The organism is Halomonas pelophila, assembly GCF_040196315.1.
Lineage (GTDB): Bacteria > Pseudomonadota > Gammaproteobacteria > Pseudomonadales > Halomonadaceae > Halomonas > Halomonas pelophila.
In genome coordinates, this window is sequence record NZ_JBEGCI010000009.1 from 46,276 (window position 1) to 61,792 (window position 15,517).

14 protein-coding genes are annotated in these 15,517 nt (G+C 69.7%); 6 read left to right on the forward strand and 8 right to left on the reverse strand.

Annotation, left to right across the window (positions count from 1 at the left end):
* Nucleotides 1–29 precede the first annotated feature (29 nt).
* From ABE957_RS11270 to ABE957_RS11280, 3 genes are all read left to right on the forward strand, one after another.
* Nucleotides 30–1,097 carry an AbrB family transcriptional regulator gene (locus ABE957_RS11270; protein ID WP_349758794.1) on the forward strand — a complete coding sequence of 356 codons (1,068 nt, stop codon included), beginning with the start codon at nucleotides 30–32 and terminating at the stop codon, nucleotides 1,095–1,097.
* Between the two features lie 82 nt (nucleotides 1,098–1,179).
* Complete coding sequence (gene xseA / locus ABE957_RS11275) at nucleotides 1,180–2,553, forward strand: exodeoxyribonuclease VII large subunit (protein ID WP_349758795.1); 1,374 nt, start codon at nucleotides 1,180–1,182, stop codon at nucleotides 2,551–2,553.
* 198 nt (nucleotides 2,554–2,751) lie between these two features.
* Nucleotides 2,752–3,405 carry a peroxiredoxin gene (locus ABE957_RS11280; protein ID WP_349758796.1) on the forward strand — a complete coding sequence of 218 codons (654 nt, stop codon included), beginning with the start codon at nucleotides 2,752–2,754 and terminating at the stop codon, nucleotides 3,403–3,405.
* Nucleotides 3,406–3,538: 133 nt separating this feature from the next.
* On the opposite strand, the gene glrR is transcribed toward ABE957_RS11280, so the two are convergent.
* The 6 genes from glrR to ABE957_RS11310 all read right to left on the reverse strand — a co-directional run bounded on the left by glrR (nucleotide 3,539) and on the right by ABE957_RS11310 (nucleotide 11,300).
* Entirely contained in the window at nucleotides 3,539–4,933 is a 1,395-nt protein-coding gene (glrR, locus tag ABE957_RS11285; protein ID WP_349758797.1) for a two-component system response regulator GlrR, read from the reverse strand.
* 15 nt (nucleotides 4,934–4,948) lie between these two features.
* The gene (locus tag ABE957_RS11290) at nucleotides 4,949–5,515 is read right to left on the reverse strand and encodes a hypothetical protein (RefSeq protein WP_349758798.1); all 567 of its coding nucleotides are present in this window, start codon (nucleotides 5,513–5,515) and stop codon (nucleotides 4,949–4,951) included.
* Complete coding sequence (locus ABE957_RS11295) at nucleotides 5,512–7,017, reverse strand: sensor histidine kinase (RefSeq protein ID WP_349758799.1); 1,506 nt, start codon at nucleotides 7,015–7,017, stop codon at nucleotides 5,512–5,514. The genes ABE957_RS11290 and ABE957_RS11295 overlap by 4 nt, the downstream gene beginning before the upstream one ends.
* Nucleotides 7,018–7,850: 833 nt before the next feature.
* Nucleotides 7,851–9,164, reverse strand: a complete 1,314-nt coding sequence (argA, locus tag ABE957_RS11300) for an amino-acid N-acetyltransferase (protein ID WP_349758800.1) — start codon at nucleotides 9,162–9,164, stop codon at nucleotides 7,851–7,853.
* 116 nt (nucleotides 9,165–9,280) lie between these two features.
* A complete protein-coding gene (locus ABE957_RS11305) occupies nucleotides 9,281–10,546 on the reverse strand; it encodes an inorganic phosphate transporter (protein WP_349758801.1) in 1,266 nt (421 codons plus the stop codon).
* A 73-nt stretch (nucleotides 10,547–10,619) separates the two neighbouring features.
* The gene (locus ABE957_RS11310) at nucleotides 10,620–11,300 is read right to left on the reverse strand and encodes a TIGR00153 family protein (protein WP_349758802.1); all 681 of its coding nucleotides are present in this window, start codon (nucleotides 11,298–11,300) and stop codon (nucleotides 10,620–10,622) included.
* Between the two features lie 106 nt (nucleotides 11,301–11,406).
* On the opposite strand from ABE957_RS11310, the gene ABE957_RS11315 reads away from it, so the two are divergent.
* Both ABE957_RS11315 and ABE957_RS11320 read left to right on the forward strand, forming a co-directional pair.
* Complete coding sequence (locus ABE957_RS11315; RefSeq protein ID WP_349758803.1) at nucleotides 11,407–12,306, forward strand: CYTH domain-containing protein; 900 nt, start codon at nucleotides 11,407–11,409, stop codon at nucleotides 12,304–12,306.
* A gap of 58 nt (nucleotides 12,307–12,364) precedes the next feature.
* Nucleotides 12,365–13,312 (forward strand): ion transporter, encoded by a 948-nt coding sequence (locus tag ABE957_RS11320; RefSeq protein WP_349758804.1) that lies wholly within the window; start codon nucleotides 12,365–12,367, stop codon nucleotides 13,310–13,312.
* Nucleotides 13,313–13,342: 30 nt separating this feature from the next.
* Here ABE957_RS11320 and ABE957_RS11325 read toward each other — a convergent pair whose 3' ends face one another.
* Entirely contained in the window at nucleotides 13,343–13,966 is a 624-nt protein-coding gene (locus ABE957_RS11325) for an L-threonylcarbamoyladenylate synthase (RefSeq protein WP_349758805.1), read from the reverse strand.
* A 93-nt stretch (nucleotides 13,967–14,059) separates the two neighbouring features.
* Nucleotides 14,060–14,962 carry a PHP domain-containing protein gene (locus ABE957_RS11330; protein WP_349758806.1) on the reverse strand — a complete coding sequence of 301 codons (903 nt, stop codon included), beginning with the start codon at nucleotides 14,960–14,962 and terminating at the stop codon, nucleotides 14,060–14,062.
* 120 nt (nucleotides 14,963–15,082) lie between these two features.
* Between ABE957_RS11330 and ABE957_RS11335 the strand changes: the two genes are divergently transcribed.
* Nucleotides 15,083–15,382 (forward strand): YciI family protein, encoded by a 300-nt coding sequence (locus tag ABE957_RS11335; RefSeq protein WP_349758807.1) that lies wholly within the window; start codon nucleotides 15,083–15,085, stop codon nucleotides 15,380–15,382.
* The last annotated feature ends 135 nt before the right edge of the window (nucleotides 15,383–15,517 follow it).

Here is a 15,517-nt window from a genome sequence, read left to right on the forward strand (position 1 = left end):
CCGAGACGTTTCGACCGGAGACCTCCGACGTGCCTCTTGCCTTGCCCTCCCCCCTGACCGCCCTGCTGCGCTTCCTGCCCACCCTGGCGCTGGGCCTCGCCGGCGGGGCGGCGGCCTTCGCCGTCGACCTGCCGCTGCCCTGGCTGCTCGGCGCCATGCTCGCCACTACCCTGGCGAGCCTCGCCGGCGTACGGCTGCGCTCGCCGGGGCGGGGCCGCCAGGGCGTGCTGGTGGTGATCGGGGTGATGCTGGGCGCGGCCTTCACCCCGCAGCTCTCCGGCGATCTGGGGCTATGGAGCCTGAGCCTGGCGGCGATGCTCGGGGCCACCGCGGTGATGATGGGCTTCTCGGTGTGGTTCTCGCGGCGGGTCGCCGGCCACTCGCTGGATACCGCCCTCTACGCCGGGGTCCCCGGCGGGGTGTCGGCGGTCACCGGCATGGCGCTCGGCTCCGATGCCGACCTGCGGGTAGTCGGCATGACCCACGCGGTGCGCATCCTGGTGCTGCTGGTGGCCATTCCGCCGGTGCTCGATGGCATCGGTCACATCAGCCTGAGCGCCGCCACCCCGGCCCCGGCCCGCTGGCTATGGCTGCCCGGCCCGGTGGATGCCGCCTGGCTGGCCGGGGCCGGCCTGCTGGGCGCCTGGCTGGGGCGGCGACTGCGCCTGCCCAACGCCCTGCTGTTCGGCCCGGCGCTGGTCTCGTCGGCGCTGCACCTGACGGGGCTGACCCACGCCGCCCTGCCGCCGACGCTGATCGCCCTGGCCCAGGTGATCATCGGCGTCTCGGTGGGGGTGCGCTTCACGGGGACCGCGCTGACCACGCTGGGTCATACCCTAGCGATGGCCGCGCTGCAGGCGCTGGGCCTGCTGGCGATCGCCATCTTCGCCGCCTGGGCCATTCACGAGGCGACGGGGGTGTCGCTGCCGGCGGCGCTGCTCGCCTACATGCCGGGCGGGGCGCCGGAGCTGAGCCTGGTGGCGCTGTCGCTGGGCATCGACCCGGCCTTCGTAACCGCCCATCACCTGTTGCGCATCACGCTGCTGATCCTGCTGATGCCGGTGCTGCTGAGGGCCTGCCGGCGCCTGAGCGCCTAGCGGTGCAAACCCACCAGCCCGCCTCCGGACGACGCCGCCATCCGTGCTAGGCTGGGCGGCGTTCCCGCCGGAGACCCGTCCCATGCCGCCACCCCTCAACAGCACGCCCCAGGATCCCCAAAGCGAGAGCGAGGCGCTGACCGTCAGCGAGCTCAACCAGCGCGCTCGCCGGGCCTTGGAGCAGGACGTCGGCGAGGTGTGGGTGGAGGGCGAGCTCTCCGGCGTGTCGCGGCCGAACTCGGGGCACGTCTACTTCACCCTCAAGGACGACAAGGCCCAGCTGCGCTGCGCGCTGTTTCGCACCCGTGCGCGCTTCGTCGCCGCGCCGATGCGCGACGGCGACCGCGTCAAGGTGCGCGGGCAGGTGTCGCTCTTCGAACCCCGCGGCGACTATCAACTGATCGTCGAGGCGGTGCGCGCGGCGGGCGAAGGCGAGCTGCTGGCGGCCTACGAGCGGCTCAAGGCCCGCCTCGCCGACGAAGGGGTGTTCGCCAACGCGCGTCCCCTGCCCTTCCCGCCGCGCCACCTGCTGGTGCTCACCTCGCCCACCGGCGCGGCGATCCGCGACGTGCTGGCGGTACTGGCGGCGCGCTGGCCGCTGGCGCAGGTCACGCTGATTCCGGTGCCGGTGCAGGGCCGCGAGGCGGCGCCGGCGATGATCTCGGCATTGGGGCTGCTCAATCGTCAGCAGGCGCTGGACCCGAGCCGCGATGCCATCCTGATCACCCGCGGCGGCGGCAGCCTCGAGGACCTCTGGGCCTTCAACGACGAGCACCTGGCCCGGGCGATCTTCCACTCCCGGCTGCCGGTGATGGCGGCGGTGGGCCATGAGGTGGACACCACGCTTGCCGACTTCGCCGCCGATGCGCGCGCCCCCACGCCCTCGGCCGGGGCCGAGCAGCTGGTGCCCGACCGCCGTGAACGCCTCCACCGCCTCGAGCGGCTGGCCGAGCGGCTGACCCGCGCCCAGCGCGCTCGCCTCGACACCGACGCCCAGCGCCTGGATCACCTGCGCGCCCGGCTGCGCCATCCCGGCGAGGTGCTGGCCGCGCGCCGCCAGCAGCTCGATCAGCTGGAGGCGCGGCTGCGCCGGGCCATGCGGGCACGCCTCGACCAGGAGCGGCGCCGCCAGCGCCACCTGCACCAGCGCCTCGCCCTGCGCTCGCCGGACCGGCTGACGGAGCAGGCCGGGCAGCGGCTCGAGCGCGCCACCCAGCGCCTGCATCAGGCGATGCCGAGGGCGCTTTCCCGCCACCGCGAGCGGCTGGGCGGCGTCGTTCGCGAGCTGCAGGCGGTGAGCCCGCTGGCGGTGCTGGGGCGCGGCTATGCGATCCTCGAGGACGAGCGGGGCCAGGTGGTGCGCCGGGCGGCGGACACCGTCGTCGACCAGCGCCTCGAGGCGCGCCTGGGCGAGGGGCGCCTCGCGCTGCGGGTGCTGGACGAGCGCGTCGAGTAGCCGGCCGCGAGGCGCGATGGCCGCGAGCGTTTTACATCGTCTAACGTTAAAACATCAAAGTACCAGAAGGCCGCGTCTGGCCGTTGTCGGGACGGCCGACAGCCCCGACAATGAAGAGAGTATCCGAACGGCCCTCGCAGCCTGTGGAGCAGGAGGCGGGCCGGCAGCTTCACCCACCCCAAGAAAGGGAGTTGCACCATGTCACTGCGCATCAACGACGTTGTACCCGACTTCGAGGCCGAGACCAGCCAGGGCCCCATCCGTTTCCACGACTGGATCGGCGACGGCTGGGCGATCCTGTTCTCCCACCCGAAGGACTTCACCCCGGTCTGCACCACCGAGTTCGGCGCCGTGGCCAAGCTCAACGATGAGTGGCAGAAGCGCGGCACCAAGGTGATCGGCGTCTCCGTGGACGGCGTGGAAGACCACAAGAAGTGGATCAACGACATCTCGAGCTTCGCCAGCTGCGAGGTCGGCTTCCCGATCATCGCCGACGAGGATCTCAAGGTCGCCAAGCTGTTCGACATGCTGCCGGCCGAGGCCTACCTGCCGGACGGCCGCACCCCGGCCGACAGCGCCACCGTGCGCACGGTGTTCATCATCGGCCCGGACAAGCAGCTCAAGCTCTCCATGACCTACCCGATGAACGTGGGCCGCAACTTCGCCGAGGTGCTGCGTGCCCTGGATGCCCTGCAGACCGCCAGCAGCAAGGGCGTGGCCACCCCGGCCGACTGGACCGTCGGCGAGGACGTGATCATTCCGCCGACGGTCTCCAACGAGGATGCCACGGCGAAGTTCGGCGAGTACGAGACCATCTTCCCCTACCTGCGTCGCACCAAGCTGCCCAAGTAAGCCGGGCGGTGCCTCCACGCACGACAGCGACCCCCTGCCTCGGCAGGGGGTCTGGCGTTGTGAGGAACGTGACAAGGAAGCCCTCGCGCTGCGCGATCGGCAAAGACCGACCGTCGCCGCGAGCAAAGGGTCGCTAGTGGTGCTCGGCCTGGCGCGCGGCGGGCTTGAAGGCCCCGGGCTCGAGCTCGTGGCGAGCCAGCAGCTTGTAGAAGTCGGTGCGGTTGCGCCCGGCGATACGCGCCGCCTGGGTGACGTTGCCCTCGGTGATCTTCAGCACCTTGACGAGATAGCTGCGCTCGAAGCCGGCCCGGGCATCGTTGAAGGTGGGCATGGCGTTCTCCTCGGCCACCAGCGCCTGGGCCACCAGCCCCTCGGGGATCATCGGCGAGGTGGTCAGGGCCACGCACTGCTCCACCACGTTGACCAGCTGGCGCACGTTGCCGGGCCAGGCCGAGGTGGCCAGCAGGTTGAGCGCCTCCGGCGAGAAGCCCTTGACGAAGGGCTTGTGCCGCGCGGCGGCCTGGGCGACCAGGTGCTTGGCCAGCAGCGGCACGTCCTCGGCGCGCTCCTTGAGCGGCGGCAGGCGCAGGTTGACCACGTTGAGCCGGTAGTAGAGATCCTCGCGGAACTCGCCCTCGTGCATGGCGCGATCCAGGTCGCGGTGGGTCGCCGAGATGATCCGCACGTCGATGGGCACCGAGGTGGTCGAGCCGAGCGGGCGGATCTGGCGCTCCTGCAGGGCACGCAGCAGCTTGACCTGCAGGGTCATCGGCATGTCGCCGATCTCGTCGAGGAACAGGGTGCCGCCGTCGGCCGCCTGGAAGAGGCCGTGATGCTCGCTCACCGCCCCGGTGAAGGCGCCCCGGGCGTGGCCGAACAGCTCGCTCTCCAGCAGCTGCTCGGGCAGCGCCCCGCAGTTGATCGCCACGAAGGGCTTGTCGGCCCGCGAACTCGCCTTGTGGATGGCGCCGGCGAGCAGCTCCTTGCCCGACCCCGAGGCGCCGGTGACCAGCACGCTGACGTCCGAGGCGGCGACCATGCGCGCCTGCTCGAGGATGCGCTCCATCTCCGGGCTGCGGGTGATGATGGCCTCGCGCCAGCGATCGTCGCCCTCGGTGGCGGGCGTCGAGGTCTGGGCCAGGGCGTCGCCGATGGCCGAGAACAGCTCGTCGCGATCGACCGGCTTGGTCAGGAAGCCGAACACCCCCTGGCGGGTGGCGCTCACCGCGTCGGGAATCGAGCCGTGGGCGGTGAGGATGATCACCGGCAGCCCCGGCAGCCGACGCTGGATCTCCTGGAACAGCGCCAGGCCGTCCATCTCGTCCATGCGCAGGTCGGAGAGCACCAGATCCGGGCGAGCGACCTCCAGCCGCTTGAGGGCCTCGCGTCCACTCTCGGCGGTGGTGACGCGATAGCCACGGCTCTCGAGCCGCATGCCCAGCAGTTTCAGCAGGCTGACGTCGTCGTCCACCAGCAGGATGTGCGCGCCATGATTGCCGGCGTGGGGCAGGCGTCCGGTCTGCTTCATGTCGTCTCTCCGGGGTTATTCACTCTGCTGTCGCAGGTTGATGTTCTGTTCGATGGCGGTGAGCTGCTCGAGCTTCTCGGCCATGGCCTCGAGCTCCTCGGTGAGCGCCGCCTTCTCCTCTACGGCGGCTTCATGGGCGCGGCGCTGCTCGGCCAGCTGGCCGGCCAGGCGCCGGCGCCCCTCCAGCTCGTTGAGCCAGTAGCGCAGCAGCGGCTGCAGTTCGGTCGGGGCGCTCGCCAGGTCGGCCTTGTAGAGCTCCGAGGCTTGGTTCCACTGCTGCTCGCTGCCCCAGGAGAGCAGTACGGCGCGCGCCAGGCGGCGCTCCTTGGCCTCCCCCTCCAGGCGCATCAGGGTGGCCTCTCGCCAGGCCCGGTCGCCGCGCTGGGCGGCCAGGCCGAAGGCCACCCACTCGGGCAGCAGGCACTCGACGTCGTCGAAATCCGGCACCGCGTCCGTGCAGGAGACCATGCCCTGGGAGGTATTCGGCATCGACACGCCGCTGGAATAGGGCGGCGTGGGCAGGTACTGACATCCGGCCAGCCACAGCGTGGTCAGGCACAGCAGCCAGGGGCGTCGAGTCATGACAGGTCCTTCCTTGCGTCGTCGGCCACCAGGGCGGGTCTCGGGGTCTCGTCGCTCCGCTCGGGCAGCGGGGTCGGCCAGGGCAGGGTGAGCCGGAAGCACACCGCCAGCCGCGAGTCGTCCACCAGCTCCAGGCGGCCCTGCTGGAGCCGGGCGCAGTCGGCGGCCACCGAGAGTCCGATGCCGGAGCCCTTGAGCGGGCCCTTGCGGCGCACCCGGCCCTGGTAGAAGGCGTCGAAGAGCCGCTCGCGATCCTCCTCGGCGATCGGCTCGCCGCTGTTGGCCACCTCGAGCACCAGGCGATCCGGCAGCGCGCGGGCGCGAATCTCGAGTTCGCCGCCATCCTCGCCGTAGGCCACGGCGTTGGAGATGAGGTTGTCGAGCACCCGGGCGGTGGCGGTGCCGTCGAGCGCCCAGGTCAGTGGGCCATGGAAGCAGCCGACCCGCATCTCCTTGTTGTCGAGCGCCAGGCGGTGCTTGGCCAGCACCTCCTTGACCACGGTGGCGACGTCCAGCCGGGCGATGTCGAGCTGACGGCTGTGCTTGAGCAGGTTGTAGTCGAGCAGCTGCTCGATCAGCTGCTGCAGCTCGCGCCCGCTGGTGTCGATCAGGTCGAGGATCTCGCGCTGACGCGGCGTGACCTCGCCGGCCACGCCGTCGGAGAGCAGCGACGAGCCCTCGCGCACGCTGGCCAGCGGCGTCTTGAGCTCGTGGGACATGTGGCGCAGGAACTGCTGCTTCTGGGCCTCCAGGTCGTCGAGCCGCGAGGCCAGCCAGTCCAGCCGCTCGCCCAGGGTGACCAGCTCCGCTGGCCCCTTGAGGGGGGGCTGGTGGCCCTCGGTGTCGCCGCCCAGGCTGCCGATGCCGAGGATGCGCCGCTCGAGCTGGCGGATCGGCTGGATGATCAGGCGCGTGAACAGCAGCATCAGCACCAGGCTCGCCGAGACCAGCGCCGCGGTCTGCCACCACAGGCGGATCTGCACGTCCTCGGCGCGGGCGCTGATGGCGTCGATGCGCTCGTCGATCCGCCGGTTGGTGGCCTGTCGCATCGCCTCGGTATGCTGGGCGAAGGGCAGGAAGTCGTCGAGCCGCGCCTTGAAGGCCTCGAGCGGCAGGTCGGGCAGCTCGGCGAGGCCGTCCAGCGCCTTCTCCAGCGCCGCCACATGAGGATCATTCGGCAGCAGCTGGCGCTGCTGGGCCAGCAGCTGCCGGAACTCCGCGAGGCGCTCGTCGAAGATCTCCAGGAGCCCCTGCTGCTCGACCACCGCATACTGGCGCGCGCCGCGCTCCATCTCCAGCGCCAGCGCCCCCAGCGAGCGGGCACGCCGGGTCTCCTCCACCGCCTGGCGGGCACTCACATCGGCCAGGCGCGAGAGCTCCGAGAGCGCCTGACCGGCCTGGATCATCAGCACCGCCAGCGGCAGCATCACCACCAGAAAGGCCAGCAGCACCAGCTGTAACAGCGAGCGCGGGCGCCAGCGGCGCGTAACGGCTGTGGTCATGGACAGCGTTCTTTGCAGGAGGGTAAAGGGAACCACCATCGTCCATCCCTAAGGATACCAGAGATCGGCCGACCGCCTCGCGATCGTTCGGCCTCACCCGCAGGCGAAAAAAAGGGCCGGCATGGCCGGCCCAATACGCAGGGAACTGAAGGGTCTGGAAACGCCACCGATCGACGACCTGGTCCGTCCACCGCTGACCTTCCCATGGGCCGGAGGCCCCCGAAGCCATGTGAACGCCATCTACCACCAGGGGCTGGTCGTTCTCATGCGGGTGGCCGGTCGGCCACCCCGCTTCGTCACTGGCGACAGCGCCGCAAGGGCGATGCCGCGCGATTCGATTCCCCCTGGCGAGTCGAGACCCGCGGGGGAGAGGCATCCTTGCCAGGGCATCCTTGCCCTCTCGATACCGATCCTTGCCTTTCAGCGGTACCGTCTCATCGCAACCTAAAGTCACACATCGCTTGGAGCAGACACTGGTCGCGTTCGGGGGACCGGACGCACAGGGTAGTGATGACGCGGCGCCCCCTCGGCAACCGGAAAACGGATCGAGCCGTGTGACCCGTTTTCCTTGCTCCCCCAACCCACTGCCATCCGCGTGCCAAAAACTCGCACAGCGCATTAAAATCAGTGGCTTATATAAAAAATTGAACGGCATGAATGGACGCGAGACGCCCAGACGGGGAAAAACGGGTACGCGAGCGGGGTATTTCGTCGCCATATGGCGACGCCTTTCGGCCGGGACACTAAAAAGACATCATTATCAAAAACTTATAGCGTTCCTCGGCGGAGACGCTGCGGCGCCGGGCGACGCCTCGCGGCGACAGCCCGACCGATCAGGCGAGGGTCTTGATCAGGATCTTGGACTTGCGGGCGTGGTTGTAGGTGTCGCGACGCAGGGTAGGCAGCGCCTCGATGCCGGCCAGGCGAAAGCCGTGCTCGAAGAACCAGTGGGTGGTGTGGGTGGTGAGGGCGAACAGTGACGAGAGCCCGAGGCGACGGGCCCGGCGCTCGATCTCGGCAAGCAGCCGCTCGCCGCGCGCGCCGCCCCGGTAATCGTCATGCACCGCCACGCAGGCCAGCTCGCCCATCTCGGCCTCGCCGAAGGTGTGCAGGGCGGCGCAGCCGATGATCATGCCGTCGCGATCGATCACCAGGTAGTCGTCGATCTCGTACTCCAGCCGCTCGCGGGAGCGCGGCACCAGCATGCCCCGCGACTCCAGGGGCTCGAGCAGCTCCAGCAGCCCGCCGATGTCGCCGAGCTCCGCCGGGCGCAGCTGCTCGTAGCGATGCTCGGTGATCATGGTGCCCACGCCGTCGCGGGTGAAAAGCTCGCCGAGCAGGGCATCGTGATCATGCCAGGAGAGCAGGTGGGTGCGGGCGACTCCGTGACACGCCGCCGCGCAGGCCGCGCCGAGGTGTCGGGCCAGCTCGCTGGCGGGATCGGCCTGGGTGAGCAGCGGCGCGGCCTCGGCCGGGGTCAGCTGGCGCTGCAGTCGGCCGCTGGCGTCGACCAGGCCGCTGGCCTCGCCGAGCAGGATCAGCTTGTCGGCACCGAGCGCCGTGGCGGCATGATGCGCCACCTCGGCGGCGTCCAGGTCGAAGACCTCACCGGTGCTGGAGAAGCCCAGCGGCGGCAGCACCACCAGGGCGCCGCGTTCGAGCAGGCCCTCGACGGCTTGCTCCCGCACCCGGCGCACCTCGCCGCTGCGGTCGAAGTCGACACCATCGCGCACGCCCAGCGGCTTGGCCATCACCAGGTTGCCCGAGACCACGGTCATCTCGATCCCGTGCAGCGGCGTGTTGGGCAGGCCGGGCGAGAGCCGCGCCTCCAGCCACAGCCGCTGTTCGGCGGCGATGCGCTCGACCCGTGCCATGATCGCCTCGTCGGCCACCCAGCGGCCCCGGTGGCGGGTCGGCACGATGCCCACCTCGTCCAGCGCCTGCTGCACTTGGGGGCGAATGCCGAACACCACCACCAGGCGCACGCCCAGGGTATGCAGCAGCGCCAGGTCCTGGATCAGCTGCTCGCCTCGACCGCTCGCCATGGCCTCCCCCTCGATCAGGATGACGAAGGTTCGTCCCCGATGGGCGTTGATGTAGGGCGAGGAGTTGCGAAACCAGTCGACGAAGGGGAAACGAGTATCCAAGGCCGCACTCCGGCAGCAGGTGAACGAAGAAAGGGTAGAACGCCACTATATCAGAGCGACGAAAACGGCGGCACCACGAGGTGATGCCGCCGTCTGGGCGTCCAGGCGTGATCGGACTAGCCGAAGATGCCTTTCAATGTGAAGAAGAACAGAATGGCGAGACCCGCGCCCGCCGGCAGGGTGATCAGCCACGACATGGCGATGGTGCCGATGACCCGCAGGTTGAGCGCCGCCATGCCGCGGGCCAGGCCCACGCCGAGCACCGCCCCGACCAGGGTATGGGTGGTGGAGATCGGCAGGCCGGTGCCCGAGGCCAGCACCACGGTGGTGGCCGCCGCGAGTGTGGCGGCGAAGCCGCGGCTCGGGGTCAACTCGGTGATGCCGGTGCCCACGGTGGCGATGACCTTGTGGCCGTAGGTGACCAGGCCGACGACGATGCCGCCGCCGCCCAGCACCAGCACCCACCAGGGCACCAGGGCGGCGCCCTCGACCTTGCCGCCGGCCTGCACCACGCTGATCACCGCCGCCAGCGGCCCCACCGCGTTGGCCACGTCGTTGGAGCCGTGGGCGAAGGCCATGGCGCAGGCGGTGAAGATCATCAGCACGCCGAAGACCCGCTCCACCCCGGAGAAGCCGAACTGGTCGGCCTGGCGGCTGGAGGCTTTGACGCGACGCTCCATGAAGACGCCGAGCGCCGCGATCAGCAGGCCGGCGAGGATGGCGAGCAGCAGGCTGGCGCCGAAGCTCAGGTCCAGGCCGACGTGCTTGAGGCCCTTGGTGAGGGTCACCATGGTCACCGCGAAGCCGACCAGGAAGATGTACATCGGCACGTAACGCTTGGCCGCGGCAAAGGGATCCTGGGCCTCGAAGATCAGGTGCTGGACCGACTTGAAGAGCGTGAAGGCGATGGTGCCGGAGAGCAGCGGCGAGACCACCCAGCTGGCGGCGATCTTGCCCACCGCGCCCCAGTCCACCGCGGCGGCGCCGAGGCCCGCGACCGCGAAGCCGACGATGGCGCCGACGATGGAGTGGGTGGTGGAGACCGGCCAGCCCTTCATGGAAGCGACCAGCAGCCAGGTCGCGGCCGCCAGCAGAGCCGCCAGCATGCCGTAGACCAGTAGCTGGGGGTCTTCCTTGAGCAGCTCCGGATCGATGATGCCCTTGCGGATGGTGTTGGTGACCTCGCCGCCGGCCAGCCAGGCGCCGAGAAACTCGAAGATCACGGCGATGATGATCGCCTGCTTGATGGTGATGGCCCGGGAGCCCACCGAGGTGCCCATGGCGTTGGCCACGTCGTTGGCGCCGACGCCCCAGGCCATGAAGAAGCCGAAGAGACAGGCGAGGATGATGAAGACCTCACCGTGCTGAGCAATGATCGACATAGGGAGCGTTCCCTTGTTGCGGTCAGAAGAAGAGCGAAACAACGAGGCCCCGGGGTCGCCGGGGCCGCTTGGTTCAGTTGGCCGTCATGATCTGTAGTCGGCTGCCGACGCGCTCGGCGCGGTCGGAGAGCTCGCCCACCCAGTCGATGATCTTGTAGAGGAACATCACGTCCACCGGCGGCAGGCGATCCTCGAGCTCAAACAGCTGACGACGGATCGCCACCTGCTGGCTGTCGGCCTGCTGCTCGAGCACGTGCAGCTCGCGGATCAGCTTCTGCATCACGTCGGAGACGTTGCGCCCGAAGCCGGACTCGAGCAGGTCCTTGAGCTCCTCGAGGGCGTGGCGCGCCTGGGCCACGCAGGCCACCGAGGTACGCATGTAGTCGCGCATCGGCTGGGCCAGCTCCTCGGGCATCTGCATGCGACGACCGAGCATGATGCCGGTGATGTCGCGGACCTTGTTGGCGATCTTGTCCTGGACGCTGATCAGGTCGAGCAGGTCGGAGCGCGATACCGGCAGGAACATGGTATTGGGCAGGTTGAGACGCAGCTCAGTCTTGAGCTCATCGGCCTCATGCTCGAGGCGGGTGATGGTCTCGCGATGCTGCTCTGCGGTGTCCCAGTCGCCTACCAGGGACGCCTCGAAGAAGGGCAGCAGCTCGTCAGCACAGGCGTTGGCCTTGACGATGTGGGCCAGCAACGGATGGAATGGCGAGCGGCCGAACATCGAGGAGAAGGGATTGGATGTCACCATGGGGCATCTATAAACCTGGAAAAATGGCGGCGTCAGTATAGTGACTGACACCCCCAGCGTCATGAAAAAATCACCCAACATTCATCCAATCGAGGTAGCTCTGCCGATGGCCAACGAGATCGAACTCAAGCTCGCTCTAGGGACCGGGAGTCCCGAGGCCCTGCGGCGACATCCTCGCCTGGCCGAGGTGACGCCGACGCTCACCCACCTGGGCAACACCTATTTCGACACCCCCGAGGGCGACCTGGAGGGCGCGCGCATGGCGCTGCGCCTGCGCCGCGCCGACGGGCGGCTGCTGCAGACCCTCAAGACCCGCGGCCAGGGCGGCGGCGGGCTCTCGACCCGCGGCGAGTGGGAGTGGGAGGTGCCGGGACCCGGCCTCGACCTCGCGGGGCTCGCGGCGCTGCCGCCCCTGGCCGAGTGCGAGGCGGGCCTGCTCGAGCGCCTGGCGCCGCGCTTCGCCACCGACTTCGAACGCGAGACCTGGTGGCTCGAGCACGAGGGCGCGACCATCGAGCTCGCCCTGGATATTGGCGAGATCCGCGCGGGCTCGCGGGTCGTGGCGATCCGCGAGCTGGAGCTCGAGCTCAAGGCGGGCGAGCCCGAGGCGCTCTGGTCGCTGGCCGAGGCCCTGGCCGACAGCGTGGCACTGCGCCCCTCGGACACCAGCAAGGCGGCCCGGGGCGGCGCCCTGCTCGACGGCGCACGATCGCTGCCCGAGGCCACCTCCCCCGCCGGCTGGCTGCACCGCGCCACCGCAGCACTGGATGCCCTGGCGGATACCGGCGACGACGCCTGGCGCCAGGAGGCGCGCCGGGCCTTCCACCGGCTGGCGGAACTGGGCGATGATGCTAATGGAGACAACGGCACAGGCGAGGCCTCAGGGCGCGACGCTGCCCGGGCGCTCGCCGAGGCGCTGGACGCCGAGAACTGGCTGACCCCGGTCTTCGCCCGGGACATGCTGCGCCTCGCTCGCCGACTGCCCGGCGACGCCGCCCTGAGCTGATCTGAACTGAGCTGACCCAGCCCGACAGGCAAGGCCCGCCACCACAAGGACGACGCTCGTGAACCACCTTCCCAAGCCCGCGGGCGAAGGCCTGCGTACCCGGGTCTTCCAGATCATCTTCGAGTCCGACACCCTGCTGGCCAAGGCCTTCGATATCGCGCTGATCGGGGCGATCCTGGCCAGCGTGCTGGTGGTGATGCTGGAGAGCGTCGCGGCCTTTCGCGACGGCCACGCGGCGCTCTTCTACTGGATCGAGTGGGGCTTCACGATCGCCTTCACCATCGAGCTTGCGGTGCGCCTCTACTGCCTCGAGCGACCGCTGCAGTACCTCAAGAGCTTCTACGGCATCATCGACCTGGTGGCGATCCTGCCCACCTGGCTGGCGCTGGTCGTGCCGGGCGCCCAGTCACTGGTGGTGGTGCGCCTGCTGCGCACCCTGCGCATCTTCCGGGTACTGCGCCTGATGGAGTTCGTCGGCGAGGGGCGGCTGCTGCTCGGCGCCCTGAAGCGCAGCAGCCACCAGATCTTCCTGTTCCTGTTTACCGTCTTCATGCTGGTGACCATCTTCGCCTCGCTCGTCTACCTGATCGAGCCCGAGGAGGCCGGCTTCACCAGCATTCCCACCTCGATCTACTGGGCCGTGGTCACCCTGACCACGGTGGGCTACGGCGACATCACGCCGGTCACCCCGCTGGGCCAGGCGATCTCGGTGATGGTGATGCTGATCGGCTACTCGATCATCGCCGTGCCCACCGGGGTCTTCTCCGCCGAGGTGATCCGCTCGATCCGCGCCGATCGCTACTCCGACGAGGCCTGCCCGGGCTGCGGCCACGACCGCCACGAGCAGCGCGCCAAGTACTGCCTGCGCTGCGGCACCTGGCTGGACGAGAACACCCCCGACCCGCGCCTGCCCGAGCAGGAGCAGGAGGCCTGGTGGCGGGCCCAGGACGAGTCGGACGAGTCGGACGAGGATGACGACGAGAACGCGTCGCCGCCGGCGCGCTGAGCCGGCGGCGCGGAGGATCGGCCTGGGAGATCAGGCCTGGAAGGGACGGACGTCGCCGCGCCCCTCGCGCAGGATGGTCGGCGGCAGGTCGCGCAGGTCGATCACGCTGGTGGCCTCGAGGTGGCAGGCGCCGCCGTCGATGATCAGGTCGAGATGGTTGCCGAAGCGCTCACGGATCGCCTCGGCGTCGGTCATCGGCAGCTCCTCGCCCACCGGGATCAGCGTCACGCTCATCAGCGGCTCGCCCAGGGCGCTGAGCAGGGCCCGGGTGATCTGGTGGTCCGGCACCCGCACGCCGATGGAGCGACGCTTGGGGTGCAGCAGCAGCCGCGGCACCTCGGTGGTGGCATCGAGGATGAAGGTGTAGGCACCCGGCGTGTGGGCCTTCAGCAGCCGAAAGACCGCGTTATCCACCTTGGCGTAGGTGCCGATCTCCGAGAGATCCGAGCAGACCAGGGTGAAGTTGTGCTTGTCGTCCAGCGAGCGCAGCCACTTGATCTTCTCGATGGCCTTCTTGTCGCCCAGGTGGCAGCCCAGGGCGTAGCCGGAATCGGTCGGATAGGCGACCACCCCGCCGCTGCGAATGATCTGGATCGCCTGGTCGATCAGGCGCTTCTGGGGATTGTCCGGGTGGATCTGGAAGAACTGGCTCATGCGAGCTCCCTGTTCGGTGGCCGGAAATGGAGCGCCCCACGATAACACGCGGCACCGGGCGCACGATCAGGCCTGCGGCCCAGCGGCGCGTGCTCAGCCAGCGGCCGTGGCGGCGATGCCGGCCAGGCGAGGATGGGCCCACACCGGCGGCGTGGCGGTGCGCGGCACCGGGCTCATGCTGCCCGGCGCCAGGTGCCCGCCGGGGAAATGGAAGTCGCTGCCCACCGAGCCGTAGAGCTCGCGCTCCTGCAGCTGGCGCGCCAGGTCGCGGGTCACGTCGGGATTCTGGAAGCCGCTGACCAGCTCCGCGGCCTGGCCGCCGGCGGCGGCGAAGTCGTCGAGCAGCAGCCCGCGCTTGCGCCGGGTCAGGCCGTGGCGCAGCGGATGGGCGAGCACCGCCACCCCGCCCGCGTCGAGGATCCAGGCCACCGCCGTGGCGAGGAAGGGCCAGTGGGCCTTGATGTCGCCGGCCTTGCCGTTGCCGAGGTGCTTCTTGAAGGCGCTGCCGATATCGGGCACCAGCCCGGCGGCCACCAGCGCCCGAGCAAAGTCGGGCCGCCCCAGCGGGCGGTCGGAGCCGGCCTGCTCGCGAGCCCGGGCCAGGGCATCGGTGAGGCCGATCTTCTCGAGCCGCTCGGCGATGCGCCAGGAGCGCTGCTCGCGGGCCTCGGCCTGGGCGGCCAGCCCCGCGACCAGATCACCCCGCGGCCCCTCGGGCAGCAGGCCCACCACATGGATGTTGATGCCGCGCCATTGCGTCGAGAGCTCGGTGCCGGGAATCAAGCCGATACCCTGCTCGCGGGCGGCGGCCTGCGCCTCGTCGATGCCGTCCATGGTGTCATGGTCGGTCAGTGCCATCAGGGTCACGCCCTTGGCCCGGCACAGCGCCACCACCTCGGCCGGCGGCAGGGCGCCGTCGGAGGCCGTGGAGTGCATGTGCAGATCGACGCGGTGAGGTTCGCCCTCGAATCGGGCGGGAGGTGCGGTCATGGGCATGACGCCGGCAGGTGACTTTGTCAGAATATCCCAACATGGTGCTCGCGCGACCGGTGACGGTCAATGACGAGGCCATCGGCACCCGCGGCGCGAGCCGCCCACCACCGAGGAAGTACCGCGATGCTCTACGCCATCATCAGTGAAGATGTGAAAGACAGCCTGGAACGGCGCCTGGCCGCCCGTCCGGATCACCTGGCTCGCCTCGAGGCGCTGCGCGACGAGGGCCGCCTGGTGCTGGCCGGCCCGCATCCCGCCATCGACAGCAACGACCCGGGCGAGGCCGGCTTCACGGGCAGCCTGGTGGTCGCCGAGTTCGAGAGCCTCGAGAGCGCCCAGGCCTGGGCCGACGCCGACCCCTACATGATCGCCGGCGTCTACGCCAAGGCGATCGTCAAGCCGTTCAAGAAGGTCCTGCCCTGAGCTCCATCCACAGGTTTGGCTGTCCACAGTCGGTTTCCCACAGCTGCTGTGGACAAGCCTGTTGAAACGCCGCGGACGCCTTCCTCGAGCCCGGATGCCGTGCCGCCGCGACAGGATCGATCAAACCTTGATCAC

Bases quoted from the DNA above. Each gene is read 5' to 3' on its own strand.
- xseA (WP_349758795.1), top strand. From the start codon at position 1,180: ATGCCGCCACCCCTCAACAGCACGCCCCAGGATCCCCAAAGCGAGAGC.
- ABE957_RS11280 (WP_349758796.1), top strand. From the start codon at position 2,752: ATGTCACTGCGCATCAACGACGTTGTACCCGACTTCGAGGCCGAGACC.
- glrR (WP_349758797.1), bottom strand. From the start codon at position 4,933: ATGAAGCAGACCGGACGCCTGCCCCACGCCGGCAATCATGGCGCGCAC.
- ABE957_RS11290 (WP_349758798.1), bottom strand. From the start codon at position 5,515: ATGACTCGACGCCCCTGGCTGCTGTGCCTGACCACGCTGTGGCTGGCC.
- ABE957_RS11295 (WP_349758799.1), bottom strand. From the start codon at position 7,017: ATGACCACAGCCGTTACGCGCCGCTGGCGCCCGCGCTCGCTGTTACAG.
- ABE957_RS11305 (WP_349758801.1), bottom strand. From the start codon at position 10,546: ATGTCGATCATTGCTCAGCACGGTGAGGTCTTCATCATCCTCGCCTGT.
- ABE957_RS11310 (WP_349758802.1), bottom strand. From the start codon at position 11,300: ATGGTGACATCCAATCCCTTCTCCTCGATGTTCGGCCGCTCGCCATTC.
- ABE957_RS11315 (WP_349758803.1), top strand. From the start codon at position 11,407: ATGGCCAACGAGATCGAACTCAAGCTCGCTCTAGGGACCGGGAGTCCC.
- ABE957_RS11325 (WP_349758805.1), bottom strand. From the start codon at position 13,966: ATGAGCCAGTTCTTCCAGATCCACCCGGACAATCCCCAGAAGCGCCTG.
- ABE957_RS11330 (WP_349758806.1), bottom strand. From the start codon at position 14,962: ATGCCCATGACCGCACCTCCCGCCCGATTCGAGGGCGAACCTCACCGC.
- ABE957_RS11335 (WP_349758807.1), top strand. From the start codon at position 15,083: ATGCTCTACGCCATCATCAGTGAAGATGTGAAAGACAGCCTGGAACGG.